Annotated in this window: 25 protein-coding genes; 14 read left to right on the top strand and 11 right to left on the bottom strand. The window is 59.4% G+C overall.

Annotated elements, in window-relative coordinates; genetic code table 11:
* Positions 1 to 4 precede the first annotated feature (4 nt).
* Both DWB63_RS12830 and DWB63_RS12825 read left to right on the top strand, forming a co-directional pair.
* Positions 5 to 214, top strand: coding sequence for a SlyX family protein (locus tag DWB63_RS12830; protein WP_128329246.1), 210 nt, complete (start codon positions 5 to 7; stop codon positions 212 to 214).
* Positions 215 to 224: 10 nt separating this feature from the next.
* The gene (locus DWB63_RS12825; RefSeq protein WP_128329245.1) at positions 225 to 737 is read left to right on the top strand and encodes a cupin domain-containing protein; all 513 of its coding nucleotides are present in this window, start codon (positions 225 to 227) and stop codon (positions 735 to 737) included.
* A gap of 89 nt (positions 738 to 826) precedes the next feature.
* Here DWB63_RS12825 and DWB63_RS12820 read toward each other — a convergent pair whose 3' ends face one another.
* The 6 genes from DWB63_RS12820 to DWB63_RS12795 all read right to left on the bottom strand — a co-directional run bounded on the left by DWB63_RS12820 (position 827) and on the right by DWB63_RS12795 (position 7,601).
* Positions 827 to 1,249, bottom strand: a complete 423-nt coding sequence (locus DWB63_RS12820; protein ID WP_128329244.1) for a tail fiber assembly protein — start codon at positions 1,247 to 1,249, stop codon at positions 827 to 829.
* A gap of 8 nt (positions 1,250 to 1,257) precedes the next feature.
* On the bottom strand, positions 1,258 to 3,342 hold the full coding sequence (locus DWB63_RS12815) for an SPRY domain-containing protein (protein WP_128329243.1): 2,085 nt from the start codon (positions 3,340 to 3,342) through the stop codon (positions 1,258 to 1,260).
* A 2-nt stretch (positions 3,343 to 3,344) separates the two neighbouring features.
* On the bottom strand, positions 3,345 to 4,340 hold the full coding sequence (locus tag DWB63_RS12810) for a hypothetical protein (RefSeq protein WP_128329242.1): 996 nt from the start codon (positions 4,338 to 4,340) through the stop codon (positions 3,345 to 3,347).
* A gap of 2 nt (positions 4,341 to 4,342) precedes the next feature.
* A complete protein-coding gene (locus tag DWB63_RS12805) occupies positions 4,343 to 4,804 on the bottom strand; it encodes a hypothetical protein (protein WP_128329241.1) in 462 nt (153 codons plus the stop codon).
* A gap of 35 nt (positions 4,805 to 4,839) precedes the next feature.
* A complete protein-coding gene (locus tag DWB63_RS12800; protein WP_128329240.1) occupies positions 4,840 to 6,936 on the bottom strand; it encodes a hypothetical protein in 2,097 nt (698 codons plus the stop codon).
* A 407-nt stretch (positions 6,937 to 7,343) separates the two neighbouring features.
* Positions 7,344 to 7,601 (bottom strand): hypothetical protein, encoded by a 258-nt coding sequence (locus DWB63_RS12795; RefSeq protein WP_128329239.1) that lies wholly within the window; start codon positions 7,599 to 7,601, stop codon positions 7,344 to 7,346.
* 146 nt (positions 7,602 to 7,747) lie between these two features.
* Here DWB63_RS12795 and DWB63_RS12790 point away from each other — a divergent pair, with 146 nt between their 5' ends.
* The 4 genes from DWB63_RS12790 (at position 7,748) to DWB63_RS12775 (ending at position 12,310) form a co-directional block, all read left to right on the top strand.
* Positions 7,748 to 9,544 (top strand): hypothetical protein, encoded by a 1,797-nt coding sequence (locus DWB63_RS12790; RefSeq protein WP_128329238.1) that lies wholly within the window; start codon positions 7,748 to 7,750, stop codon positions 9,542 to 9,544.
* Complete coding sequence (locus DWB63_RS12785; protein ID WP_128329237.1) at positions 9,544 to 9,795, top strand: hypothetical protein; 252 nt, start codon at positions 9,544 to 9,546, stop codon at positions 9,793 to 9,795. Before DWB63_RS12790 ends, DWB63_RS12785 begins: the two co-directional genes overlap by 1 nt.
* Positions 9,796 to 9,872: 77 nt before the next feature.
* Positions 9,873 to 11,234 (top strand): FAD-dependent oxidoreductase, encoded by a 1,362-nt coding sequence (locus DWB63_RS12780; protein WP_128329236.1) that lies wholly within the window; start codon positions 9,873 to 9,875, stop codon positions 11,232 to 11,234.
* 8 nt (positions 11,235 to 11,242) lie between these two features.
* On the top strand, positions 11,243 to 12,310 hold the full coding sequence (locus DWB63_RS12775; RefSeq protein WP_128329235.1) for an aminopeptidase P family protein: 1,068 nt from the start codon (positions 11,243 to 11,245) through the stop codon (positions 12,308 to 12,310).
* Positions 12,311 to 12,404: 94 nt separating this feature from the next.
* On the opposite strand, the gene DWB63_RS12770 is transcribed toward DWB63_RS12775, so the two are convergent.
* Positions 12,405 to 12,734: a hypothetical protein gene (locus DWB63_RS12770; protein ID WP_128329234.1), complete on the bottom strand. Its 330-nt coding sequence runs from the start codon at positions 12,732 to 12,734 to the stop codon at positions 12,405 to 12,407.
* Between the two features lie 106 nt (positions 12,735 to 12,840).
* Here DWB63_RS12770 and DWB63_RS12765 point away from each other — a divergent pair, with 106 nt between their 5' ends.
* Together DWB63_RS12765 and DWB63_RS12760 are read left to right on the top strand one after the other, a co-directional pair.
* Entirely contained in the window at positions 12,841 to 13,083 is a 243-nt protein-coding gene (locus DWB63_RS12765; RefSeq protein ID WP_128329233.1) for a hypothetical protein, read from the top strand.
* 1 nt (position 13,084) lies between these two features.
* The gene (locus DWB63_RS12760; RefSeq protein WP_128329232.1) at positions 13,085 to 13,585 is read left to right on the top strand and encodes an acyl-CoA thioesterase; all 501 of its coding nucleotides are present in this window, start codon (positions 13,085 to 13,087) and stop codon (positions 13,583 to 13,585) included.
* Between the two features lie 43 nt (positions 13,586 to 13,628).
* Here the strand turns inward: DWB63_RS12760 and DWB63_RS12755 are convergent, their stop codons facing one another.
* From DWB63_RS12755 to DWB63_RS12740, 4 genes are all read right to left on the bottom strand, one after another.
* A complete protein-coding gene (locus DWB63_RS12755) occupies positions 13,629 to 14,480 on the bottom strand; it encodes a DMT family transporter (protein WP_128329231.1) in 852 nt (283 codons plus the stop codon).
* Positions 14,477 to 15,205, bottom strand: coding sequence for a DNA/RNA nuclease SfsA (gene sfsA / locus DWB63_RS12750; RefSeq protein WP_128329230.1), 729 nt, complete (start codon positions 15,203 to 15,205; stop codon positions 14,477 to 14,479). The genes DWB63_RS12755 and sfsA overlap by 4 nt, the downstream gene beginning before the upstream one ends.
* 73 nt (positions 15,206 to 15,278) lie before the next feature.
* Positions 15,279 to 15,878, bottom strand: coding sequence for a VOC family protein (locus tag DWB63_RS12745; RefSeq protein WP_128329229.1), 600 nt, complete (start codon positions 15,876 to 15,878; stop codon positions 15,279 to 15,281).
* Between the two features lie 253 nt (positions 15,879 to 16,131).
* Positions 16,132 to 16,389 (bottom strand): hypothetical protein, encoded by a 258-nt coding sequence (locus DWB63_RS12740; protein WP_128329228.1) that lies wholly within the window; start codon positions 16,387 to 16,389, stop codon positions 16,132 to 16,134.
* Positions 16,390 to 16,634: 245 nt separating this feature from the next.
* On the opposite strand from DWB63_RS12740, the gene DWB63_RS12735 reads away from it, so the two are divergent.
* The 6 genes from DWB63_RS12735 to galE all read left to right on the top strand — a co-directional run bounded on the left by DWB63_RS12735 (position 16,635) and on the right by galE (position 22,894).
* Positions 16,635 to 17,177: an epoxyqueuosine reductase QueH gene (locus DWB63_RS12735; RefSeq protein ID WP_128329227.1), complete on the top strand. Its 543-nt coding sequence runs from the start codon at positions 16,635 to 16,637 to the stop codon at positions 17,175 to 17,177.
* Between the two features lie 3 nt (positions 17,178 to 17,180).
* Complete coding sequence (locus DWB63_RS12730; protein WP_128329226.1) at positions 17,181 to 17,537, top strand: hypothetical protein; 357 nt, start codon at positions 17,181 to 17,183, stop codon at positions 17,535 to 17,537.
* Between the two features lie 3 nt (positions 17,538 to 17,540).
* A complete protein-coding gene (gene hemW, locus DWB63_RS12725; RefSeq protein WP_128329225.1) occupies positions 17,541 to 18,773 on the top strand; it encodes a radical SAM family heme chaperone HemW in 1,233 nt (410 codons plus the stop codon).
* Positions 18,770 to 19,933 carry a chromate efflux transporter gene (gene chrA / locus DWB63_RS12720; RefSeq protein WP_128329224.1) on the top strand — a complete coding sequence of 388 codons (1,164 nt, stop codon included), beginning with the start codon at positions 18,770 to 18,772 and terminating at the stop codon, positions 19,931 to 19,933. Before hemW ends, chrA begins: the two co-directional genes overlap by 4 nt.
* A gap of 126 nt (positions 19,934 to 20,059) precedes the next feature.
* The gene (locus tag DWB63_RS12715) at positions 20,060 to 21,694 is read left to right on the top strand and encodes a methyl-accepting chemotaxis protein (RefSeq protein WP_164879887.1); all 1,635 of its coding nucleotides are present in this window, start codon (positions 20,060 to 20,062) and stop codon (positions 21,692 to 21,694) included.
* A 222-nt stretch (positions 21,695 to 21,916) separates the two neighbouring features.
* Entirely contained in the window at positions 21,917 to 22,894 is a 978-nt protein-coding gene (gene galE / locus DWB63_RS12710) for a UDP-glucose 4-epimerase GalE (RefSeq protein ID WP_128329222.1), read from the top strand.
* Positions 22,895 to 23,009 lie beyond the last annotated feature (115 nt).

Below are 23,009 nucleotides of genomic sequence, written 5' to 3'. Positions count from 1 at the left end.
AACCATGGAAAAACGCCTTGAGCGGCTGGAAAGCCTTGTCGCCCTTCAGGACAGGACAATGGAAAAGCTGAACGATCAGCTCTATGAGCAGCAGAAACAGATCACCGACCTGAACAGGGTCGTGGAACGGCTGGCGAAAAAGGTCCGGGACATGGACGCGGACATGGAACAGTCCGGCGGCCTGGACGTGCCTCCGCCGCATTACAACGGTTAGGGAGCGAATCATGAGTACACCGACCGCCCGCGACATCATTACCAGACTCGGCCTGGTCCCCCACCCAGAAGAAGGCGGCTGGTTTCTGGAAACGCACCGCGCAAACGAAACCTTTGCCAAGGACATGCTGCCGGGCCGGTATACGGCTGACCGCTGCCACTCGACCGCCATTTACTATCTGCTCACGCCCGAGACCTTCTCCCACATGCACTGCCTCGAATCGGACGAGATCTTTCACTTCTATGCAGGCGGTCCGTGCGAAATGCTCCAACTCCACCCGGACGGAACCGGCCAGGTGATCACCCTGGGCAACGACCTGATGGCCGGGCACAAACCGCAGGTTCTCGTGCCCCGGCATTCCTGGCAGGGAATGCGCCTGGTGCCGGGCGGCGCGTTCGCTCTCATGGGCTGCACCGTGGCGCCGGGATTCGAATTCGCGGATTACGCCCACGCCAGCCGGTCCGAGCTGATGGAACGGTATCCGAACTTTCGGGAACGGATCATCCGACTGACCGCCGAATAGCAAACGGGGTGCATCTCCTGACGAGAGCACACCCCTTTGGAATAGACGACAATAAATACGTCTCAACCGGGCCCGAACAATCGGCCTCCCTACTCCGGCACCCCCGGCCACTCCACCGCGCCGGGGAAGCCCTCCTGTTCCGGCACGTCGCGCAGGGCTTGGCGATAGGCGGCCCAGGCCGTTTGATCCACGGGCGCGTCCGCTACCTGGGTCCAATCGCACCCGGCAAGCAACCGATCCCGCTCGGCCCTGACCTGTCCGGCCTCATGCTCGGCCCTGGCCGCTTCGTCCACCACGGCACTGGTGATCTCTTCGCGGTAGATCATATCCGCGCCCTTGGCCCACTCTGTTGTGTATGTGGTGAACGGGTCGCGGGCGACAGGCACGGCCTCGTTGTAGCCCAGCCCGTCCCGCTGTTCGCGGGTCAGGTCTGCAAACTTGCGGATGAAGCCCGCAAATTCGAGTTTCGTCGGCGGGTTCAATTTGATTGTTCCGTCTGGATATCTGTACATACTGCCTCCTAAATGGCGTTTCTGTATTTGTTCTGAGTTCGTGCGACTATTGCTATGTGCCCTTGTCCGTTCCCGTTTGAGAAAGTATCTGTGCTGATCATCTTCTCACCCGTAGACAGGAGGTCAAACAGCGCGGTGGTATATACGGCAATTTCCTGGGTAGACCACCATTCTTGCACCGGATTGACCGGACTTCGCTCCCGGTTGTGCATGAACCACCTGCTATTTATGGCAGTATTTCTATGAAACATGGTGGCAAGAGGCGTGCCGTCTGTATCAAAATACGCACCATTTGCATTGGCATTGCCTTGGTACTCAATAAACTTATAAAGCTCAGCGTCGGCAAAAAGATACATGATGAAATTGACAGTATTGCCGTTTGTGTATGCGGCGTTGCCAAGCGTCACGTTTGTGGATGTTGCTGCTACGTTGTTCCAAGGAGCCGCATTCGTGGCGGCAACCGCCCCGCCGTCAAGATACATAAACTTGGTCGGCCCGGTATAAGCATCCTGCGTAATCCAGCTTTGCCCATTGTTCCGTGCTCTTGTAACAACGAATTTTGGCACCGCTCCAAGGCCGTGCGGGATGGTGTGACCCGCTGTGGCATTCCCGGTATATTGGACCATATCAAATCCGGCGGTGGCCGATTTGCGGAATATATAGGCCATGTACGCCTGGCCGTCCGTAAGAAGGTTGTCCGGCAAGGTTATGGTGCTACCCGATACGGTCAATGGGGCTGCCAATGTGGATTCTACGGCTGTGCCGGGACAGTACAAAGCCTTGTTCAATCCCCGCATAGTGTCTATCCAGATTGATGCTCCACCACTCACGGACTTGAGTATCAAAAGCCAGTCTTCGTTCTCCGCATCCCAGCCCGCCGTGATATTTTGCGAGGCAGCAGAAGGCGCGACAAATGACGCAACCGTGAAATACTCTTCCGGGTTCAATAGCGTCGGCTCCGCCCTGTTCCTGTCTTCAAGCGTCAGGAACCCGGTTGGCGGCGTGTGCGTCAAGTCACTCTCGGCAAACGCAAAGGCCACTGTAGAGCCGCCATACATACCGGCACCGGGAAAATAGGTTCGCCCGTCAGGCGTCCATGTTGCAGCAGCATGGGTTGTATCTCCGGCCAATATCTCAGCCTCTGTGGCTCCATAATGCCATGTGCCGTTCACGCCGAACCATACAGCACCCACCTCCATATCAACCGCTACTTGTACAATGTCTCCGGGAGAATAAGGGGAACCATATGGATTTATTGTATTTGCATTACTATGCATAATACGTGAATCGCCCGGATATGAATACCACCCGATCCCATGCTGGCGGTATGCTACATGATTAGTATCGCTAGGCCAGGGGGTAACTCCAATCATACAACTACCGTTAGTATGCTGGCACTCAAAGTAGTGCTTGCCGGTTGTCATGCCGTACCAACCCTGACAGCCTCGGTTGTTTGCGGGCACCCACCAAGACAAGTTACCGTTTGCGTAACCACCGCCTGAATAGGATAAGGGGTTTATTGTGCAACAATTGTTCGTCGGCGTATCTGTGGATTGCGTTGCACTGGTCAAGGTCCAGTGATTCCCGTTCCCGCTCGTATCGTTTCCAAGGTCGGCGGCGTTGGAAAAGTCAAGCAACATGTGCAGGGTCAAACCACTGATAGACTTCGGCACCCACAGGCCAGGGACAGTGGAGGATTGTTGCCAGAAGTCAGTATGTGTTAACCCGCTTTCGGCAATTACCAGCCTACTATAGTACCCATGGTGTGTTCCAGCATAGGCCAACAACAGCGCACCAATAAATCCAGCGTAATTACTTCCTACACTTCCGGTATAATTAGCCAGTTGCGTGCCCTGTTTCCAGACTTCAACGGTGTCGCCGGTCTTTTTGATGGTCAAAAGGTAATGGTGCGTCGGGTCGCACAGGGTTTTGGTGGAGTCCACCGCAGTGGGTTTGAACCCCAAGGCAATGGTGCAGTCGTTGGCCACCGCGCCCGTGGAGCTGTACCCGCTTTCGCACAGGGCCGAGTACGGGATATCGAGCGGATAGACGCCGCCCCCGCCGGTCCCGCCGGTTTCTTTTGGCGTCAGCATGGTTACGCCTCCATGTTCTGCAAGTTCACGATGGTCTTGCGCGAATTGTATTGCTCCACCGCAATACGGATTTCTCCGGCAGCGGGATCAGGATCGGGCAGGTTGCCGTCGGTCTTGTACGCGGCGGCAAGGGTCAAGGCGTTACCGGCCGGATAGACGTGAAAGACATAGGTGCCGTCATAGGGCAGGGCCACCTCGCTGAACGCGCTGTCCGCGGTCAAGGTCCATGCGACATTATTGCGGGCCACGGTCAGGTTGGACAGGTCCGTGCCGATGTGCGCCTGCGCCTCGTCTCCATACACGGCCCGAAGCAGGTCGGCGGTATCCGCCTTGAGAATGTCCGCATCAGCCGGTTGGGCACCGATGGCGGCAACGACCTCGCTGTTTTCCTCGCACCCCGCCACGGTCAGCCCGGCCGAGCCGAACCCCAGGTTGAACAGGGCTTCGGTGGGGTTGTCCGCGTCGGTGCCGCCCTGACTGATGGGAACGGGAGTGGGAACGGAGCCGAGGGCCACGAGGTTTCGGTTCACCAGCTTGTTTCCGGCACTGTCCCATCCCAGCATCTTGTCGGCGCTCGGATCGGGCAAGGTGACGCCCGTGACCGCCGAGGACACGCGGAAAGAAATGGTCCGATCCAGTTTTTCGGCCAGTGTCTGGCAGATCATGGTCAACTTGTCCAGGGCGGCCTCGTGGGTGGCAGCCGGAAAGGCATCGTTCTCCACATAGTCCACTTCCTGTACAATAGCCGGTTCACGACGGATGACCAGGGTTTGTCCGACTTCAGGCGGCACGGTCATGGTGCACACCCCTCCGGTCTGTTCCCCGGCCCCGGTGAGTTGGTAGTCGGTTCCTTGGAATTGCACGGATTCGACATCCTCGACATTGATGAGCACCACCTGGATGTCGTCATTGCACAGGAACATGAACGGGATGGCAAATGCCGAAGTGGAGCCGTTGCCGCCATAAATGGTTTTCGATTCAGTGGAAGACAGGGTCATGCCTAGCTCCTTGTTCCGTAGATTTTGGACCCCAGGGACAGGGTGGATCGATCCGCAGACAGACCGGAATTGATACGCAACAGGTTCGACCTGTGCCGGGCGTCGTCCAACACCCCGCGCGCACCCATCTCACCCTGGAAAAGCACGTCCTCCTCGTCCTGCCTGTCCTGAATGCGCTCTGCATCCCGAATGAGCTTCTTGGAGCCGGACATGGCCAGGTTTGAGCCGCCCCAGTCCGTGTTGTGGCCGGACCGAGTCTTTTCCCGTTCTTCGCGAAGGGCCTCGCCATCCTTGACGGCCTTTTGCCGGATGTCATGCGCATCGCCTTTGGCTTCGGTCTCCCAAAGCCGTGCCTGAACCGAATTTTCGCCTTTTGACCGGCTGTTGATGCGCTGCTGAAAATCGTTGAACAGACCGAATCCCTGCTCCAGGGTATCCAGCGGCTGCGTGGAATTGGTTCCCATGATTATTCCTCTTTTTATTTAAATGGTTTATCCGGTTATTCATTGACCGCCAGGTGCGGGACGATGAGCAGTACGGACATGGGCAGGGGCTGGTCCTGTACGATGGTCAACAGGCCGTCTCGCCCCCAGCCCTTGGGAAAATTCACGATCTTGTCGCCGTCAAACGCGCCCGGAGATTGTCCCATGGGCGTTGCAGGCGAGCGGGAATAGACCGGCTCCAGATTGGCCGCGTCAGGCCCGATCCTGCCCCCCAAGGTCTGGTAGAACCGGGCCGCAACCTTGATGATGCGCTTCTTTTTGGTCTGGGAGGTTCCACGCTGGCTGCCTGCGTCCAGGCGCATGGGTTGCAGCCGTGAAGCATAGGCAAGCCCGGCGTGGATGATCGAGGCGGGCCGGTCCAGGACAAGCGTTCCGTCCTGGCCCACCACCTTGTCTCTTTGCACGGCACCGTCGGCCAGCACTGACACGGTCCTGCCCGTCAGGTGATCCAATCCCTGCACGATATCCGTAGGATCGCCGGCATACGTCAAACCGCTGTCCACGTAGAAGGCGTTTTCGATGCGGCCGTCGAAGTCCCCTTCCAGGTATTCGATGTAGCGGCGTTGCTCGCCGTTCACGGCCCGGGCCACCACGATCCACAGTTCGTCACGCTTTTTTGCATCGTTGTAGATGGAGGTGACCTCCTCCACCGCGCCGTCGGTGATGATCCGCGACCAGGCCGCCACCTCCTGGTCCGGCACATAGGTCAACGCCACGAGCACGCCGTCGGACCGCACCCCATAGAGTATGGAATCCGGTTCCTGGACATAGGCGAGCCGGGTCAGGCCGCCTTCGGTGATGTGCTCGGACAACAGGGTCAAATCCCTGGAAACATAGGCATCGGACTCGTACCGGTAGGACATCTCGCGGATCTTTCTGCCAGCCCGCTGGATATAGAGGGTGGCGAAGCCCACCGACTCGGGCCTGGTCGAGGAGGCACCACAGGTGCCTTCATGGTTGGCCTTGACGTTCCCCGGGGACAAAGGTTCGCTCGACGATGCGGCCAAAGTCCATTCCCCGCCCGCCGTGCCGATCCACAGGCTGCTGCGCGAAACGATGAACTCGATGCCGTTGGCCTGACGACCTGACAGGGTCACTTCAAGGCCGTCGTCGTCCAGAGGCTCTTCCCCGGCCGGAGCATCCGTTCGGTCCCCTGTCTCGAAACAGTCCCAGTACTCCTCATTCAACACACCCCGATCATCCCAGATGGACTCGATCTGCTTGTCAGCCGGATCGTCGGCAAAGGTAATGGTCAGGTTCGTACCGGAGGCAGAGTAGTTCTTGGCCCCCTTGTACCTGTAGTAACGGGTGGTCCCGTCAGGATGCTGTCCCTTGAGGCCGTCCTTTGCCTCGAAGCCGTCGCCGTTCAGCAGCACCACGGTATCCCCGGCCTTGCCGTCGCGAATGCTGTCCGCATTACCGTCCTTGATCTCCCGGTCCCGCCAGCCGTCAATGGGCACTTCCCGGGTCTTGAGACGAAAATCGGCGAATGCGCCGGTGCGGGACATCCAGATGGTGGCCGGACTGTCCGGCGTCCCGGCCAGGACCAGCCGCTGCTCATAGAACCCCACGGCAGAAGGATAATTATTGGCCTTCCAATTCTCCGGTTGGCCGATGAAAGCCATCTCTTTGAGGGTCCAATTGTCGTGATCCACACGAAGCATCTCCCGTGGGGGATGGTCGGGATGGACCAGAATCAGGGTGTTTGCGGACTGGGCATGGCGTATCCGGTCGAACTCGGTCGAGGTGTAGGGAATGTCACGGACATACTCTTCCCCGCCCGAAAGGACGACCCCATGGCCGGAGAACACGCGCATGCGCCCCTGGCCCTGGTCGTCCTCGCCGAATTCCAGCACATAGGTTTCGGAGGCGCTGAATTCGAACGGTATCAACAGGACGGGCTTGGACGGGTTCAGGGTTTCGGCCACGAACCGGAACCCGGAGCGCCGGGTGGCCCCGCCGTGCGGATGGACATGAAAATTCTCCAGAATACGGCAGCCGTTGTAGTATTTTGAAAGATCGGTCCTCCCTTCCAGTCGCGGGCTGATCTCGCCTGCCGTGAAATTGGTGATTGCGGGTGTGGCTAAGCTCATTTCTCGTCTGCTCCTTGTTTTCGGGGTCAGTTCCCGTATTTGCGAAAGAGCATAGCCCCGGGTTTCGGGCCGGGAAGAGATCGGCTATCGAGCGGAGCTGAGGGGTATAAAAAAACAGCTTGACGGGGTATGGCGGGCAGAAGACTTGCGGACAGAACAATATGAAAAATTTTAACGCATTAATTCAACATATTATCGAGTGCCCGACGTGGATTTTGCGAGACGGAGCAGACGCGCCCGGGAAAAATCGGTCGGTGTTCGGGTACCAAATGACAAGCAAAAGCAGACAGACGGGATCAGACAATGGCAAGCATTCGGGGAAACGGTCGGGGAAAAGAAAAAAACGCCTGTTTTCCGGGGTGTTATCCGGAAAACAGACGCTTTCGTCCAAGCTGTTCAGATCGGCTCTAATTGACCATGGCCGATTTGGACTTCTGCCCGCTCTTTTCGCGGTTCAGGCGAATGACCTGGGTGGTGAATGTCGTCATTTCCGGGACGCACGCAGGGCACCCGTCGGACATGATCACACACCGCTCGTCAAGGGAGGACGGGTCGATGTTGGCCAGCTTCAGCAGTTGAGTCGTCATTCCACGCTTCCAGAGGATCGGTTGACCGCACTGGCTGCATTCCACGTACAACAATTCTGGATCAAATTTACTGGTCATGGGTATAAAGTAAGCGCCTCCCCGGCGCTTGGCAAGAGGCTAAGGCTTATAATGATTATTATCCTGCCTGACAGGACCACTATCCTCAACATGGGGCCGGTGGAGCCTGGGCAAAGCATTTTCGAGGCGAGACAAAGGAAACCGTGTTGCGCGGGTTGCAAAAGGCGACACTGGATGTGTCGGACGGCAAGCCGGTGGATGTGGGGCCTATCCTGAAGGATGTGGTGGAGGCCGGGCAGTTCAACCGGGGCAAGGCGTTCAAGCAACTTGCTGATGGCGGGCTTGATTCTGTGCAGGCAGAGGCCTTTCTGACGCGGTGGGACGGGCTGGCAGCGGCGCAGGGTTTGGATACGGATACCTGGGTCAAGCGGCATATCGCGGATATCGAAGTGGGCGGGGAAGACGGGCCGGGGATTCGGTTCCATGCGGCCATGTATCGTAATGATGTGGCGACGGTTGGCAAGTTTGTCAATCAGGTTCGCAACAACCCAAAAGGAAAGGCTTCCTTCTTTGAACTAGGTCAAAGCCATGAAACAGGAAGTGTCTTACTCACTTCGCACGCGGTCAATCATATTTATAAACGCCATCCGGGTGAAGCCGATCAAGCTATTCCTCTAATTATGGATGTCCTTGAAGGATATGATAAAAAAATAGAGGGAGACCCCCGTAAGAATACGTACGGTGGAAAATCTTATATCTTCGTAAAAAATAATGGTGGGATATCTCAAGCAGTTGCTGTCGAGACCGTTTCTGGCAAGAACGGCAGAAAGTCGTATGTTACCACAACGTTTATGGATAGCACCAAGGGTGTTGATAACTGGGTGAAAGCGAAAGAGGCGCGTCTGGCGCCCGGCGGCTCCCCGGGGTCAACCCAAGCCTCACATAGTGAGAGCGTCGTCCAGATCGATACCTCTTTCGATGAAAGTATACACCATCGGGGCGAAGTGCGCAAGGTTGTGGAGCGGTTGCAACGCAAGGCGAAAAATGCGGCTCCGCTCAAGGTGGTGGACACCTATGCCGAGCTGCCGGAACACGTCAAGGCAAAGTACCGGGAACGGCAAATGGTCGGCGGGGTGCGCGGCGTCAACGATGGACAGTCTGTCTACATCGTGGCGGATGCCTTTGATTCCGTGGATCAGGCCGTGGCAATCTGGATGCATGAACAGGGTGTGCATCATGGGCTGCGCGGGTTGATCGGGGATGATGCGAAGTTCAATACACTGATGGATTCGGTGTATGACCATTTCGGGGCCGAGAACTTGGAGGATATCCGGCAGGCCTACCGGCTGAATTTCGACAATGTGGCGCACAGGCGCGAGGCTGCCGAGGAGATGCTGGCCCATATCGGCGAAAAACTTGTCCAGGGCGGCGAGTTGACCGACATGGAGCGGTCCATGTGGGATCAGATCAAGGCCTGGTTTGCGCAATTCCTGCGGGAGCGCGGGCTTGATGTCGAGTTGACCGACGAGGACATTGCCGAGATCGTCAAGGACGCGGTGCGCTGGACCATGGACGGTCAGCCGGGCGTGTCGCGCAAGGGGCCGCAACGATTTTCCGTGAACGGGAAGGCTAATGGTTCCGTCGAGTTCCTGCCGGACGGCAGGGCGCATGTGCGTTTGTTCAACGGGGCCGATCTCGATCAAGCCGGGGAATCCCTTTCCCGCATTCTTTCCGAACGATTCAATGAATTCCCGCCGGCCGAGCGGCTGGACTGGCGTACCGAACGACCGGAGCGCGACCTGCCCGACCCCATGGACGACATGGAGTCGGACGAGGCGTTTGCGCGTGACGTGGAGGAGGTCCAGGCCATGGCCGCTGCCGGTCGTGTGACCGAGCAGGAGCTGGCGGAGCTCAAGGCGGCTGACCGTGGCGTCGAACAGGCTGGACGGCTCTCCGAGGCGTTCCGTGTGGCTGCCGAATGCATCATCAAAGGGGGCGTGTAATGGCCCGGTATCAAGTGGATAACTGTGTGGCCGACATCATGAAACGGGCTGGCGTGGACGACAACACGGCCATGGAAATCATGCAGTCCGCCATGAACGAGTCGGAGCGGATCAAGGCCGAACTCGGCGTGGATATGGCCGATGTGAGGCTGGACATGATCGCGCAGGGCTTTGGCGAGGCGGCACACGAGGCGGCTATCAAGGACAAGAAGCGGCTGCTTAAGAATATCAATTTTCACCAGCCGGTTTGACAGGGCAAAACATGCCTGGCACCAAACTTGATAAGTAAACGGGATTGGAAAGAACTTCCCTTGCAAGAGAGAACACAGTGAAAACGAAATACCTGATTATCGGAGCCGGTCCCACGGGGTTGGGCGCAGCGCATCGCCTGAAGGAACTGGGCCAGGACGACTTCCTGATACTGGAACGGCACGGACATGCGGGCGGTCTGGCCTCCAGTTTCCGTGACGAACACGGCTTTACCTGGGATATCGGGGGGCACGTGGTCTTTTCCCATTACCCGTATTTCGACGACCTCATGGACTCCCTGCTCGGCGACGAACGGCTGGAGCATGAGCGCGAATCCTGGGTGCGCTCCAACAAGACATGGGTCCCCTACCCGTTCCAGAACAACATCCGCCACCTGCCCAAGGAAGCGCGCTGGGAATGCGTCAAGGGGTTGTTGCCGGGCAACCGGAACGAGATTGCGCCCGAAAACTTCGCCCAATGGATCGACTGCATCTTCGGGACGGGCATCGCCAGGCACTTCATGACCCCCTACAATTTCAAGGTCTGGGCCACGCCGCCCGAACTGATGCAGTTCGGCTGGATCGGCGAGCGCGTGTCCGTGGTGGACCTCAAAAAAGTGCTTCGGAACATCATCCTAGAACAGGACGACGTGGCCTGGGGACCGAACAACACCTTCAAGTTCCCGCTCCACGGCGGCACGGGCGAGATATTCCGCAGGCTGGCCGATCGTGTGAAAGACCGCATACGATATGATCAGGCCGTGGTCTCCATCGATGCCGAGGCCGGGACCGCGACCACGGAAACGGGACTGACCGTGAAATATGAGACTTTACTCAATACCGCGCCCATCGACATCCTGGCTCGCGACTGGCTCACGGCCAAGGACGACGCCATGACAAACGCGGCAGGCAGGCTCACGCACAATTCGGTTTACGTGGCCGGGGTGGGGCTGGATATCCACGACCAGGCCGAACGGAACTCTCGCTGCTGGATGTACTACCCCGAGCCGGATTCCCCCTTCTACCGGGTGACCAATTTCCACAACTATTCCCCCAACAACGTGGCCCGCCCCGGCGAGCAGCTCGGGTTCATGTGCGAATCCTCTTTTTCGAAACACAAGCAGGAAAACATAGATGAACTGATGGACCGGACCATCGAGGGTCTGGTAAACACCACCATGTTGCACGCGGACAGGGTAAACGACATCCTGAGCCGATGGGAGATGGCCGTGGATTACGGCTATCCCGTGCCGTGTCTGGAGCGCGACGGCGCGCTCCGCGTCCTCCAGCCGAGGCTGGAAGCCATGGGCATCTATTCGCGAGGCCGTTTCGGCGGCTGGAAATACGAGGTGTCCAACATGGACCACTCCGTCATGCAAGGGGTGGAATGGGCGCAGCGCATGGTTCGCGGCACCCCTGAAACGACCTACACATTGGATTGATACACCTCATGAACACCGACATCTTCGAAAAACGCCGCGAAGCCCTGAAAGAGGAAATGCAGGCGCGCGAACTGCCCGCCATGCTCGTGTCCCTGGCTGCCAACCGCTATTATCTGAGCGGATTCGAACTGCACGACGCCCAGTGCAACGAATCCTCTGGCTGGCTCGTGATCACCCCGGGCGAGGACTACCTCTTCACCGATCCCCGGTATGTCGATGCGGCCCGCAAGACGTGGGACGAAAAAAACATCTGCGTCTACTCTGCCAAGAAGCATCTGGAGATCTGCACCTTCCTCAACGGCAAGGGCGTGACCGCCATGGGTTTCGAACCCAAGGCGCTGCATTTGTTCGACTACGACAAGCTCACCGAGTTCGTCAGCCTGACGCCCACGGAAAACATCGTGGAGAGCCTGCGCATCATCAAGGACGCCGACGAAATCCGGCGCATGGACGAGTCCATCCGGCTCAACCATGAATTGTTCGAATACATTGAAGGCCAACTCATCCCCGGCAGGACCGAAAGAGAGATTTCCTGGCTTGTGGAGAAATTCTTCCGCGAGCACGGAGCCGAAGGCATGGCCTTTTCCACCATCGTGGGAGTCGGCCCCAACGCGGCCCTGCCCCACGCCATTCCGGGCGAGACCAAACTCCGCGAGAACGAACTGGTGCTCATCGACACCGGCTGCCGCTACCTGGGGTACAACTCGGACCAGACCCGCACCTTCTGGGTGGGCGACACACCGTCCGACCGCTTCAAAAAGACCATGGATCAGGTGCGCGCCGCTCAAGCCGCGGCCATTGACATCATCCGCCCCGGCCTGTCCTGCGTGGACGCCTACCTGGCCTCCTACGCGGTCTTCCAGAAAGACGGGGTGGAAGGCATGTTCACCCACGGCCTGGGCCACGGCGTCGGCCTGGAGACCCATGAGCCGCCGAGCCTGTCCAGAGCCGCCCAGGGCGTCCTCGAACCCGGCATGGTGGTCACCGTGGAGCCCGGCCTGTACGACCCGGCCTGGGGCGGCATCCGCTGGGAATACCAGGTGCTTGTCACCGAAGACGGCTGCCGGGTGATGTAGCCTGCATCAGGCTGAAAACATCAATCGGCGCGCCGTGTCAGAGCATGGCGCGCCTTTTTCATTGCGGGAAACAGCCTTTGCGGACCGGAGTCGGTCACAGAACAAGCGCCTTCACGGCCAGGGCCGCGCCGAGCCACAGGCCCGAAACGACGATGCCGATCCAGGCGAACCGGGCCATGCCCCTTGTCAGCCACTGCTTCTGTATGATCAGGCCGATGAACACGACATGAAGCGGCACGGGCAAACTCAGGAGCAGGGCGTATGCCTGGTGTTTTACGCTGTGATCCATGCCGGGGAAAAAAAGCGCGACCAGCTTGCCCTCATAGGCCTCCAGCCCGACCACGCCGAGCAGGCACAGACCGATGAGCGTCACGGTGGTGCAGATATTACGGACGATGCCCCGAAAGGCTGGTGAGACATTCATATCCACACCTTGCCCCACTTGAGGAAATCGCGCAATACGGTCTTGACCGTCGCCCCACGCTCTGTCATCACTTTGAATGACAAAGTGAAAACTCCGGGGGGTGGAGATGAGCAAGAAAGTACGCAGCGTCCGTGTGCCAAAAGAATTGGAAAGCATGAACCTTTCGGCTATGATACGCGAGTGCGAGAAACACTTGCGCGACCTCGAGTCCGCCACCCTGCTCAAACAGCAGGGCAATTTGGAAGCGGCCGAGGCCCTCATGAAAACACGTCAGACCGACCTGGGCCGCAAGATCGGCAAACTGGTCTGGGAGGCGCGCGTGCAATACGGCAAATCCAGGGAGGAATAATATGGAACCGAAATCAGCAGCAGAATCCGAGGTGCTCATGACCCACCTGGTTCTGCCCCAGGATGCCAACCCGGCAGGCAATCTGCACGGCGGCGTCATACTCAAGCATATCGACACCGCAGGCGGAGTGGTGGCCAAGCGACATTCCCGCGGCAACACGGTCACGGTCTCCATAGACCGGATGGCCTTCAAACAGCCCGCCTACATGGGCGAACTGCTCACCTTCAAGGCAAGTCTCAACCACGTGGGCCGCTCCTCCATGGAAATCGGCGTGCGCGTGGAATCGGAAAACCTCAGGACCGGCGAAGTCCGTCATACCAACTCCGCCTACCTGACCTACGTGGCCTTGGACGAAAACGGAAGACCCACGCCCGTGCCTCCGTTGAAACTCGAAACCGAGACGGCCAAACGGCGCTACAAGGAAGCCGAGTTGCGCCGCGAACTGCGCAAGAAGGAACGGGAACTGGAAGAAGGCAAAAGGGTCTGTCTGCAAAAGGACTGAGACCGGAATCATTGATCGATAAACCGCCCGCAAGGCGGTTTTTTCATTTCCTGTCCTTGATGGAACCGATGTAGATGCCGACCAGGGCCAAGCCCACGCCGGACAATTCCACCCAGTTGACCGGCTTGCCGAAGAACAGGATGTCCCAGAGAAAGGACAAAGTGGGCTGCAACAACAGGATCAGCCCCACCAATGCCCCTCGCACGGCCTGGATACCCCGGGTGATCAGAAACCAGCCCACGGCGTGACAGATCAGAGCCAGGGCCGCAATGGCGACCACGGATTGAACTGACGGGAAAGCGAACGCCTGGCCCTGCCCCACGGCCAGGCCCCCGAGCAGCGCACCGGTGAACAGGGCAGCGGCAGCAGCCATGACCAGCGAATCCGCACGGTCCTTGGCCAGGGCATACTTGAGGGAGAGCATGTACAGGGCATAGAACACTGCGGTGAGCAGGCCGAAGATCACGCCCATCCGATAGTCGGAAGTAAACCCGTCCCATCCCACGCCCACCATGAGATAGAGTCCGGCCAGAGCCAAAAGTATGGCAATATACAGCCGTGGCGGCATCCGCTCCTTGAAGAACAGCGCGGATACGACCGCCATGGGAATGACCTGGAAATTGCCGAGCATGGTGGAAAGGCCGGGTCCCACAAAGGTAATGGACCGGTGCCAGAACACGAAGTCCCCGGCAAAGAACACCCCGGCCACCAACCCCCACTTGAGGACATTGGGCGTGAACAACCCGAGCTTGCCCTGCCGGGCCAGGAACGCCAGCATGGCCAGTCCGCCGATCGTCAGCCGATAGAATCCGGTCACATCCGGCGGCAGCCCGGCCAGGACCACCATGACCGACGAAAAGCTGATGAGGATTGCACCGACCAAAAGCGAACTCACGGCCGCACCACCTTCAGCCTGTGGCCCAGGCGTATGCCGTTTTCATCCACTTCAGCCACATACGGCCACGCCTCCACGCCTGCATCCAAGGCCCGATAAAACAGCTGCGCATAGACAGGATCAACGAAATCCGCCGGGCCGAAGCAGTGGCCGTCAGGCCGCTGAACCAGGAAGAACAGGGCCACCCGCACCCCGGTTTCAGCAAGGGACATGAGCTCGTGCAGATGCTTCTGTCCCCGCTCGGTGACCGCGTCCGGGAAGCAGGCCACGCCGTCCTCGACCATGGTCACGTTCTTGCATTCCACCCAGAGCTCGCCGCGCTCGCCGAAGAGGTGCGCGTCAAGACGGCTCTGCCCCACCTTGGCTTCCTTCTGAAAATGCGCGTAGCCGTCCATCTCGGCCATGGCCCCGGCCTGCCAGGCCGCATACAACATGCGGTTGGGCGTGAGGGTGTTCACCCCGACCATGGCCCCGGACAGTTCCAGCCCTTCGAGGGTGTACTTGAGCTTGCGGTCGGGATTGGCGGCGGGAGAAAGCAGGGCCGTTGCGCCCGGCTTGAGCAGACCGAGCATGGAACCCGTATTGTTGGTGTGCGCCTTGAGGATGACGCCCCTGTCCGGCCCGTCCAGGGCCTCGGCCTCCACGGTAAACCGCTTTATGCGGCGGATGAAGGCGCCCCTGCGGCAGGGGTACTGAAAGGAAATATGGGCAGCGGGTCTGGTCACGGTTTCTCCTTGAGCCAAAAGCCCTAGGTGACTTGCGGACCATTTACAAGAGAAACTCGACAGCCTGGCCGCTCTATTCCCCGGCCTCCAGCTTGCGCAGGGCCTCAATCACCTTCCGACCCTCGCCCTCGTAGGAGGCCCGTTCGCTCGCGGGCGTGGGGCTGCCCACTGCGGGCCACACCCCGGTCTGCGGCTCCGGGCCCTTGAGAGCCTCGCTGCTGGGATCGGTGTCGGTCATGACCGGGGTTTTGCGCAGGTCCACACCGGGCACACTGGAACTGAACTCGATGGGGATGTTGTTGGGATCAAAGGCGTAGATGGAATGGATGAACCCGTGATCGACCACCTCGGAACACCAGATATCGGCGGCCTCCAGCTTGTCTTTGATCTCCCACAAATCGTCTTCCGAAGCCACGCCAAAGGAAATGTGGTCGAAACCGATCCGCCCCTTGACCGGGAACCCGTGGTCCCGCTCTTCCAGCGGCTCCACACCGGGCCACTCGAAAAAGGCGATCATGTCGTTTTCGGATATCTCGAAGAAGTAATGGCGATACCCGGGATGCCCCAACCCGATGATCATGCGCATCCCCAGCAGATCGCGCCAGAAACGGATAGTGGCGTCCATATCGCCGGTGACCATGGCCAAATGATTGATACCGGTATATTCAGGCATGGAGTGTCCTCGCTGACGGTTCAGGAAAACAGCCTACCATGGAGCGGGGATCGATGAAAAGACATTGGGGCCACCCCGTTGACCGGATCATCCAGACAATACCCGTACCAGTCCGGGCCGCCTCCGGCATCCCCGATGGGGTCGGGCAAGCCACGGACTGATGTCCTCCGTGATGCCGCCGAAGGGATCATACAGAACCTCCTTTATCACGTAGCCACTGGTGTCGGCAACAATTCGCAAGGAGCCGACCTGATCAACGTGCAGGATGAACACGGCCCCATCTTCCCGGCGCATGGCATTGGGCAGTTGCGGGCAGATAATCCCGCATACGGCGGCCCGCCTTGTCGTAATAGCACCGGCAGACAAGCCGCCCGTCAATGCGCGCCTCAAACAGACGCCCCGCTGCGTCATAAGCGTAGACCCCTGCGACCGGTCTTCCCTTAACCATTTCGATTTTATCGACAATGCGACCGTTCTGGTCGCGCCTCAGTTCCATTTCAAATACGCGCATTCGCTTTCTCCTTTGAACTGCCCACGGCAGCCCTTGATTATTTGCGAAAAGCGTAACACGGGATATCCGCAACACCCCGTTTTGATAAAGAATGCACAGGAAAAGCACTTTGACAATGTTTCGTCCCACCCCGCAAAGCGACACCAAAAAGTTTGGGAAAGGGAGGGGATGGAGGTCTGGGGGAAGGCATCACCCCCTCCCCTCCCTTTACAAACCGGGGCAAATGCGCTCAAACTGGCTGCCATATGAAAAGAGTGCTTCTCCATATCTGTTGCGGACCGTGTTCCATCACCACCCTGAAAACCCTTCTGGACCAGGGATATGAGGTCACGGGTCTGTTTTACAACCCGAACATCCATCCGCTCATGGAATACGTGAAGCGGCGGGACGGGTGTTTGGCCGTGGCCGAGAAGCTCGGCATCAGGGTCATCGTCAAGGACGACGAATACCGGCCGCAGGAGTGGTTCCGGGCCGTGGCCCACCGCGAGAACAATCGCTGTTTCCACTGTTATGCCATGCGCATGGAGCGCACGGCGCAGATCGCGAAGAAGGGCGGATTCAATTTTTTCACCACCACGCTGCTCTATTCAAAACACCAGAAACACGATGGCATCGCGGCCCTCGCACACGACCTGGAATCGGCCCATACGAACTTTCTCTATCACGACTTCCGCGAAGGCTGGCAGGAGGGCATCGAGACCTCCAAGGAGTGGGGGATATACCGGCAGCAGTACTGCGGCTGCCTGTACAGCGAAAACGAGCGGTACAAGAAGGAACTGAAGGGCTAGGCCATGCGCACGCTGATCGAATTTCTCCTGCGGCGCGAGACCGTGCTCGTCGGTTTTCTGATCATCAAGACCGTGACCGCAGTACTCAAAGGGCTGGCGCTGAATACGGGCGAGACTTGGGGAATGGGCATCCTGGCCGTGGCCACCTATGCGATCATCGCCTGGTTCGCCCACAAGGGCCGGGTCATCTCCATCTGGGCCATCTCGATCATCATGCTCTATGAGGGAACCGGCCTTCTGCTGGTATCCTTGGGCGCATTCCCTGCGGCGCTCTCCGTGGCCCTGATCGGTCTGGCAGCGACCGCCTATATCTTCATCGGCACGCTGATCACGTTTTCCAGCCGCCACGTGCGGAGGTGATCCATGGGCAGAATCTATGGTGAAAACGTCCCGGTAAAACCCGCTTTCCCCGAGGCCGGGAGCAAGAGAAAGCCTACCAACGGGAACAACGGCAAAGGACTGTTGCTCTACATCCACGTCCCGTTCTGCCAGTCCCGCTGCCACTATTGCTCCTTCCATTCCCAGTCCTTCAATCAGGTCACCTTTTCCTGGTATTTCAATCTGCTGCTCCAGGAGATCGCTCTCTGGGGCCAGCGGCTGCAAAAACCGAAACTGCGCACCATATATTTCGGAGGCGGCACGCCGAGCCTGATCCCGCTGGGCCAGCTCGACCGGATCATGAAGGAACTGGACAAGGCGTTCACCTTCAACCCCGGCATGGAAGTGACCATCGAGGCCAACCCGGATTCGGCCCAGGACGCGAGCTATTTTCGGGGGTTGCTCTCCATCGGCTTCAACCGGCTGTCCCTGGGGATGCAGAGCCTGAAGGACGCCGACCTCCATGTCATGGGGCGGCCCCACTCGGTGGCCATGGCCTACCAGGCCTTTGACCAGGCGCGGCGGGCAGGATTCGGCAACATCGGCCTGGACCTCATCTGGGGACTGCCGGACCAGCGGCTCAAGGTCTGGCTCGACCAGCTCAGAATCGTGGCCGAGATGCGGCCCGAACATATTTCGGCGTATAACCTGACCTTGGAACCCGGCACCCTCATGGCCAAACGGTGCGGCGAAGGCGGCGACCTGACCCTGCCCCAGGACCAGGAGCAGGGCCGCATGTTCATATACGGGGCCGAATATCTCGAATCCATGGGCTTCATGCACTACGAGGTTTCCAATTTCGCGCGCATGGGCTTCATGTCCTCGCACAACTCCGGGTATTGGGACGGTTCGGACTACCTCGGCCTCGGCCCGTCCGCCGTATCCACCCTGGGGCGCAGGCGGTTTTCCACCCCGCGCTACATGGACGAATACGATGCCTATATCCGGGGGGCCATGGTGGGCAACGACTTCGAGGATCTGACCGACGACGATTTGCTCAAGGAGATGGTCATGCTTTCCCTGCGCACCAGCCAGGGCCTTGATCTCAAGGAGTACCGCAAACGCACGGGCTTTGATCTGGTCAAAAGGCAGGAACAGCTCATCACCGCCCTGCACCGCGAAAATCTGGTCCGCATCAGCCGGGGACGACTCAGGCTGACCAAAAACGGTATGCTCGTGTCCAACGTGATCATCAAACGACTGGCCTTCGAAGAATGACCGCCGCCTCGACCAGCCCTTCCCTGATCCGCATCTTCTGCCGTTTTTTCAGGCTCGGGCTGACCGCTTTCGGCGGGCCTGCCATGGTGCCGTATATCCGAACCATGGCCGTGGATCGGGAACAGTGGCTTGACGAAGACAGCTTCCGGCTCGGCATCTCCCTGACCCAACTCCTTCCCGGTGCAACGGCCATGCAGGTGGCGGCCTACGTGGGGCTGCGCGCACGCGGCGGCCCCGGTGCCCTGGCCGCGTATCTGGGCTTCAGCCTGCCCGCCTTCCTGCTCATGCTCGGCCTGTCCGCGCTCTATTTCTCGGCCCGCAACGTAAAAGCCGTGACCGCTGCGTTCCAGGGGATGCAGCTCGTCATCGTGGCCCTCATTCTCCACGCCGCCTTGAACTTCGCCCGGCAATACCTGGATTCCCTGTCCGCCCGGCTCCTGGCCTGCCTGGCAGGTGTCTGGCTCGGCCTCAGGGGCAACCCGATCCTGGCCATGGCCGTGGTCTGCTTTCTGGCCGTAATCTTGTTGAAGGATGAGCAGGGAGGTCGCCCGCTCCACCATGCCGGGACCGACACCAAGCCGCTGAAATTCGCCGGACTGCTCCTGGCCGGGCTGGCCGTCTTCATGGGCGCCCTCTACCTGACCGACCCCAGGCTGTTCGATCTGGGCCTGCTCATGATCAAGATCGACTGCTTCGCCTTTGGCGGCGGATACGTGTCCGTGCCGCTCATGCTTCATGAGGTGGTGGAAGTTCGCCACTGGCTGACCGGCAGCCAGTTCATGGACGGCATCGCACTGGGGCAGATCACGCCCGGTCCCATCGTCATGACGGGCGCATTCCTTGGATACGCCCTGGCCGGGGCCGTCGGTGCACTGGTCGCGGCCGTGACCGTGTTTTCTCCCTCCCTCATCTTCCTTTGCGCCGCCACACCCTTTGCCGACCGTTTGACCAGCTCCTCCCTGGCCCGGCGCGTGCTCAAGGGCAGCCTGATTTCCCTGGTAGGTCTCATGGCTGCGGTCGCATTCAGATTCGGCATGAGCGTCCAGTGGGACGCGCCCGAAGCCGTCTTCACCCTGCTCGCCTTTGCGGCCCTGCGCCTGGGCGTGGATGTCCTGTGGGTGGTCCTGGCCGGGGCCGCGGTCAGCACACTGCTTTTTTGATTCGAGCGCCGGGGCATGTTGACAGAAAGGGCTGACCCCCGTACAGAATCTAAAGAATATCTAGAGTAATATCCCGAACAGTTAAGGGCAAACGCTCGTTATCTGAAACCACACAGAGGCATGTGTATGTTCGATCCCAAAAGAGTTCCCTTTCGGTTCAAGCTCTCCATCGGCGTGACCGGCATGGTGGCGTTGACCGCCATCGCTCTTGCAGCCGGCATCATTTATCAGGTGGACACGGCCCTCGGAGAGCTACAGGTAGACCCGGCCAAATTGGTTGAAATGAAGCAGAGTCTCCTGATAATGGCCGGCATCATTGTCGTTGCAGGCATACTGGGTGCGACTCTTGGAAGCATCATTCTGGTGCGCACCCTGATCAAACCTCTGCGCAAGCTCTCGAACTTCACCCATGAGGTGGCCAGGGGCAACTACGACACCACCATCGAATACCTGCCTAAAGACGCCATCAGCGAGGCTATCGAAGCCGTAAAGAGCATGACGGGCGAACTCAAGACCAAGCTCGGCCTGGCCCAGGGGTTGCTGTCAGGCCTGACCCAGCCCTGCGTGGTGGTGGACACGAACGAGATCATCACCTTTCTCAACCAGCCGGAGCTGGACCTCCTCCAGATCGACGACCCGCCCTCAAAATTCATCGGCATGCACATGGCTCAATTCATCTATGGCGACAAGAACAAACCCACCATGCTCGGCGAATGCATGCGCAAAGACAAGGTCGTCGTGGCCCAGGTCACCGAGGGCAAAGGGCGCAAGGGCCGTCCCTACCACCTGCTGGTGGACATATCCCCCATCAAGGACCTGGATGGACGCATTGTCGGCGCATTCACCATCCTGACCGAGACCACGCAAATCAAACAGAGCGAGGCCGAAGCCCTGCACCAGCACAAGATCATCGTGGACGCTGCCAAAGAGGCCGAAGCCATCGCCGAACAGCTGGACACCGCTTCCACAACCCTGTCCCAACAGGTGGACGAGGCCAGCCACGGTTCGGAAATCCAACGCGACCGGGCCGGAGAAACCGCCACGGCCATGGAGGAAATGAACGCCACGGTCCTGGAGGTAGCACGCAACGCATCCGACGCATCGGTCAACGCCGACCAGATGCGGGATCTGGCAGAAGAGGGCGCCTCGCTCGTGAACCAGGTGGTCGAAGCCATCCAGGGTGTGGGACGCCAATCCGAAGCCCTGAAGACATCCATGGCCGTCCTGGACCAGCAGACCAAGGACATCGGAGCGATCATGCAGGTCATCGACGACATCGCAGACCAGACCAACCTCCTGGCCCTGAATGCGGCCATCGAGGCCGCCCGCGCCGGAGAGGCCGGGCGCGGCTTTGCCGTGGTCGCGGACGAGGTCCGCAAATTGGCCGAAAAAACCATGACCGCCACCAAGGAAGTGGACGAGGCCATTCAGGCCATCAGGACCGGCACCCACGAAAACGTGACGGCCACGGAAAGCGCGGTCTCCTCCATCCAGAAATCCACGGAACTGGCCAACGAGGCTGGAAAATTCATCGAAAATATCCACAAAAGCGTGATCATGGCCGCCGACCAGGTGCGCTCCATCGCCACGGCAGCCGAGGAGCAGTCCGCCACCAGTGAGGAAGTTGCCCGGGCCACCGAAGAGATCAACACCATTTCCAGCGAAACGGCGCACGCCATGACCGAAGCCAGGGCCGACCTCGATGCCCTGTCCACCCTAGCCGCCTCCCTCAAGGAACTGATCGGGCGGATGCAGTCCTAGAGTACTCTCTTCCAGAGGCCCTTTTCAGGATGGCCTCCGGCGGCTCCTCGCCGGAGAGCCCTTTGAAAAGGGTTCTCTGAACTCTCCCAAACTTTTTTATTGCGCCTTCGGCTAAAGCACGCGCCCTCAGGAACAAAGCCTTTTTCAAAAATACAGAGCTCAAACCTTTCGGACGGGCGAAGCAGGCTTCTCTTTTCCTTCGGCGTGGAGTATTGAACGGGCATGAAAAAGACACTCATCACCGGCGGCGCCGGATATATCGGTTCCCATGCGGCCAAGGCCCTGACGCAGCTCGGGCGCGAAGTGGTGGTCCTGGATTCCCTGGTGGCCGGACACCGCGACTTCCTCAAATGGGGAGCGTTCGAGCACGGCGACCTGGGCGATCCCGCCTTTATCGAGGGCGTGTTCTCCCGTCACGACATCGGCGAGGTCCTGCACTTCGCCGCCTTCATCGCCGTGGGCGAATCCGTGCAAAGGCCGCGCATCTACTACGGCAACAACGTGCGCAACACCCTGAATCTCCTGGACGCCATGCTCAAGGCGGACGTGAAAAGACTGGTCTTCTCCTCCACCGCTGCGGTCTACGGCGAGCCAATCACGGACATCATCGCCGAGGATCACCCGCTCTCGCCGCTGTCGCCCTATGCCTGGTCCAAGCGGATGATCGAGCAGATCCTGGCCGACTATGACCACGCCTACGGCCTGAAGCACGTCTGCCTGCGCTATTTCAACGCGGCCGGGGCAGACAGGGATGCCGAGATCGGAGAACGCCACCAGCCCGAGACCCATCTCATCCCGCTCATCCTGCATGCGGCCCTGGGACTGCGCGACAACATCACCATCTTCGGCACTGACTACCCGACCCCGGACGGCACCTGCCTGCGCGACTACATCCACGTCACGGACCTGGCCGACGCCCACGTCAAGGCCCTCGACTTCCTGGAATCAGGCGGTGCGTCCCGCGCCTTCAACCTGGGCAACGGCAACGGTTTTTCCGTACGCGAGATCATTGACGTGGCCCGCGAGGTCTCCGGCAGGGAGATTCCGGTCACGGAATCCGAACGCCGCGCCGGAGACTCCCCGGCCCTGGTCGCCTCAGCCTCCGCCGCCCGCGAAATCCTTGGATGGCACCCGCAATTCGGCGATGTCCACGACATCGTGCGCACAGCCTGGAACTGGCATCAAAAAGACTTGGCCTAGTCGGCATCCATGACCGCCCAAAAGCCCCTGGCCATCGTAAGGCGAGGGGCTTTTGGGGTGGCTGAAGCGACACTCTGTCAAACGCTTTCCCCGTACATCGTCAAGTTTCCCATTA

This window comes from Pseudodesulfovibrio sp. S3 (genome assembly GCF_004025585.1).
Classification (GTDB): Bacteria; Desulfobacterota; Desulfovibrionia; order Desulfovibrionales; family Desulfovibrionaceae; genus Pseudodesulfovibrio.
Note: the sequence above shows the minus strand (reverse complement) of the source record. Positions and strands in the feature narration are given on the sequence as shown.

Bases quoted from the DNA above. Each gene is read 5' to 3' on its own strand.
- DWB63_RS12735 (WP_128329227.1), top strand. From the start codon at position 16,635: ATGAAAAGAGTGCTTCTCCATATCTGTTGCGGACCGTGTTCCATCACC.
- DWB63_RS12820 (WP_128329244.1), bottom strand. From the start codon at position 1,249: ATGTACAGATATCCAGACGGAACAATCAAATTGAACCCGCCGACGAAA.
- DWB63_RS12800 (WP_128329240.1), bottom strand. From the start codon at position 6,936: ATGAGCTTAGCCACACCCGCAATCACCAATTTCACGGCAGGCGAGATC.
- DWB63_RS12785 (WP_128329237.1), top strand. From the start codon at position 9,544: ATGGCCCGGTATCAAGTGGATAACTGTGTGGCCGACATCATGAAACGG.
- DWB63_RS12795 (WP_128329239.1), bottom strand. From the start codon at position 7,601: ATGACCAGTAAATTTGATCCAGAATTGTTGTACGTGGAATGCAGCCAG.
- DWB63_RS12830 (WP_128329246.1), top strand. From the start codon at position 5: ATGGAAAAACGCCTTGAGCGGCTGGAAAGCCTTGTCGCCCTTCAGGAC.
- chrA (WP_128329224.1), top strand. From the start codon at position 18,770: ATGACCGCCGCCTCGACCAGCCCTTCCCTGATCCGCATCTTCTGCCGT.
- DWB63_RS12715 (WP_164879887.1), top strand. From the start codon at position 20,060: ATGTTCGATCCCAAAAGAGTTCCCTTTCGGTTCAAGCTCTCCATCGGC.
- DWB63_RS12770 (WP_128329234.1), bottom strand. From the start codon at position 12,734: ATGAATGTCTCACCAGCCTTTCGGGGCATCGTCCGTAATATCTGCACC.
- DWB63_RS12825 (WP_128329245.1), top strand. From the start codon at position 225: ATGAGTACACCGACCGCCCGCGACATCATTACCAGACTCGGCCTGGTC.
- DWB63_RS12730 (WP_128329226.1), top strand. From the start codon at position 17,181: ATGCGCACGCTGATCGAATTTCTCCTGCGGCGCGAGACCGTGCTCGTC.
- DWB63_RS12760 (WP_128329232.1), top strand. From the start codon at position 13,085: ATGGAACCGAAATCAGCAGCAGAATCCGAGGTGCTCATGACCCACCTG.
- DWB63_RS12815 (WP_128329243.1), bottom strand. From the start codon at position 3,342: ATGCTGACGCCAAAAGAAACCGGCGGGACCGGCGGGGGCGGCGTCTAT.
- DWB63_RS12810 (WP_128329242.1), bottom strand. From the start codon at position 4,340: ATGACCCTGTCTTCCACTGAATCGAAAACCATTTATGGCGGCAACGGC.
- DWB63_RS12740 (WP_128329228.1), bottom strand. From the start codon at position 16,389: ATGCGCGTATTTGAAATGGAACTGAGGCGCGACCAGAACGGTCGCATT.
- galE (WP_128329222.1), top strand. From the start codon at position 21,917: ATGAAAAAGACACTCATCACCGGCGGCGCCGGATATATCGGTTCCCAT.
- DWB63_RS12775 (WP_128329235.1), top strand. From the start codon at position 11,243: ATGAACACCGACATCTTCGAAAAACGCCGCGAAGCCCTGAAAGAGGAA.
- DWB63_RS12805 (WP_128329241.1), bottom strand. From the start codon at position 4,804: ATGGGAACCAATTCCACGCAGCCGCTGGATACCCTGGAGCAGGGATTC.
- DWB63_RS12745 (WP_128329229.1), bottom strand. From the start codon at position 15,878: ATGCCTGAATATACCGGTATCAATCATTTGGCCATGGTCACCGGCGAT.
- DWB63_RS12765 (WP_128329233.1), top strand. From the start codon at position 12,841: ATGAGCAAGAAAGTACGCAGCGTCCGTGTGCCAAAAGAATTGGAAAGC.
- hemW (WP_128329225.1), top strand. From the start codon at position 17,541: ATGGGCAGAATCTATGGTGAAAACGTCCCGGTAAAACCCGCTTTCCCC.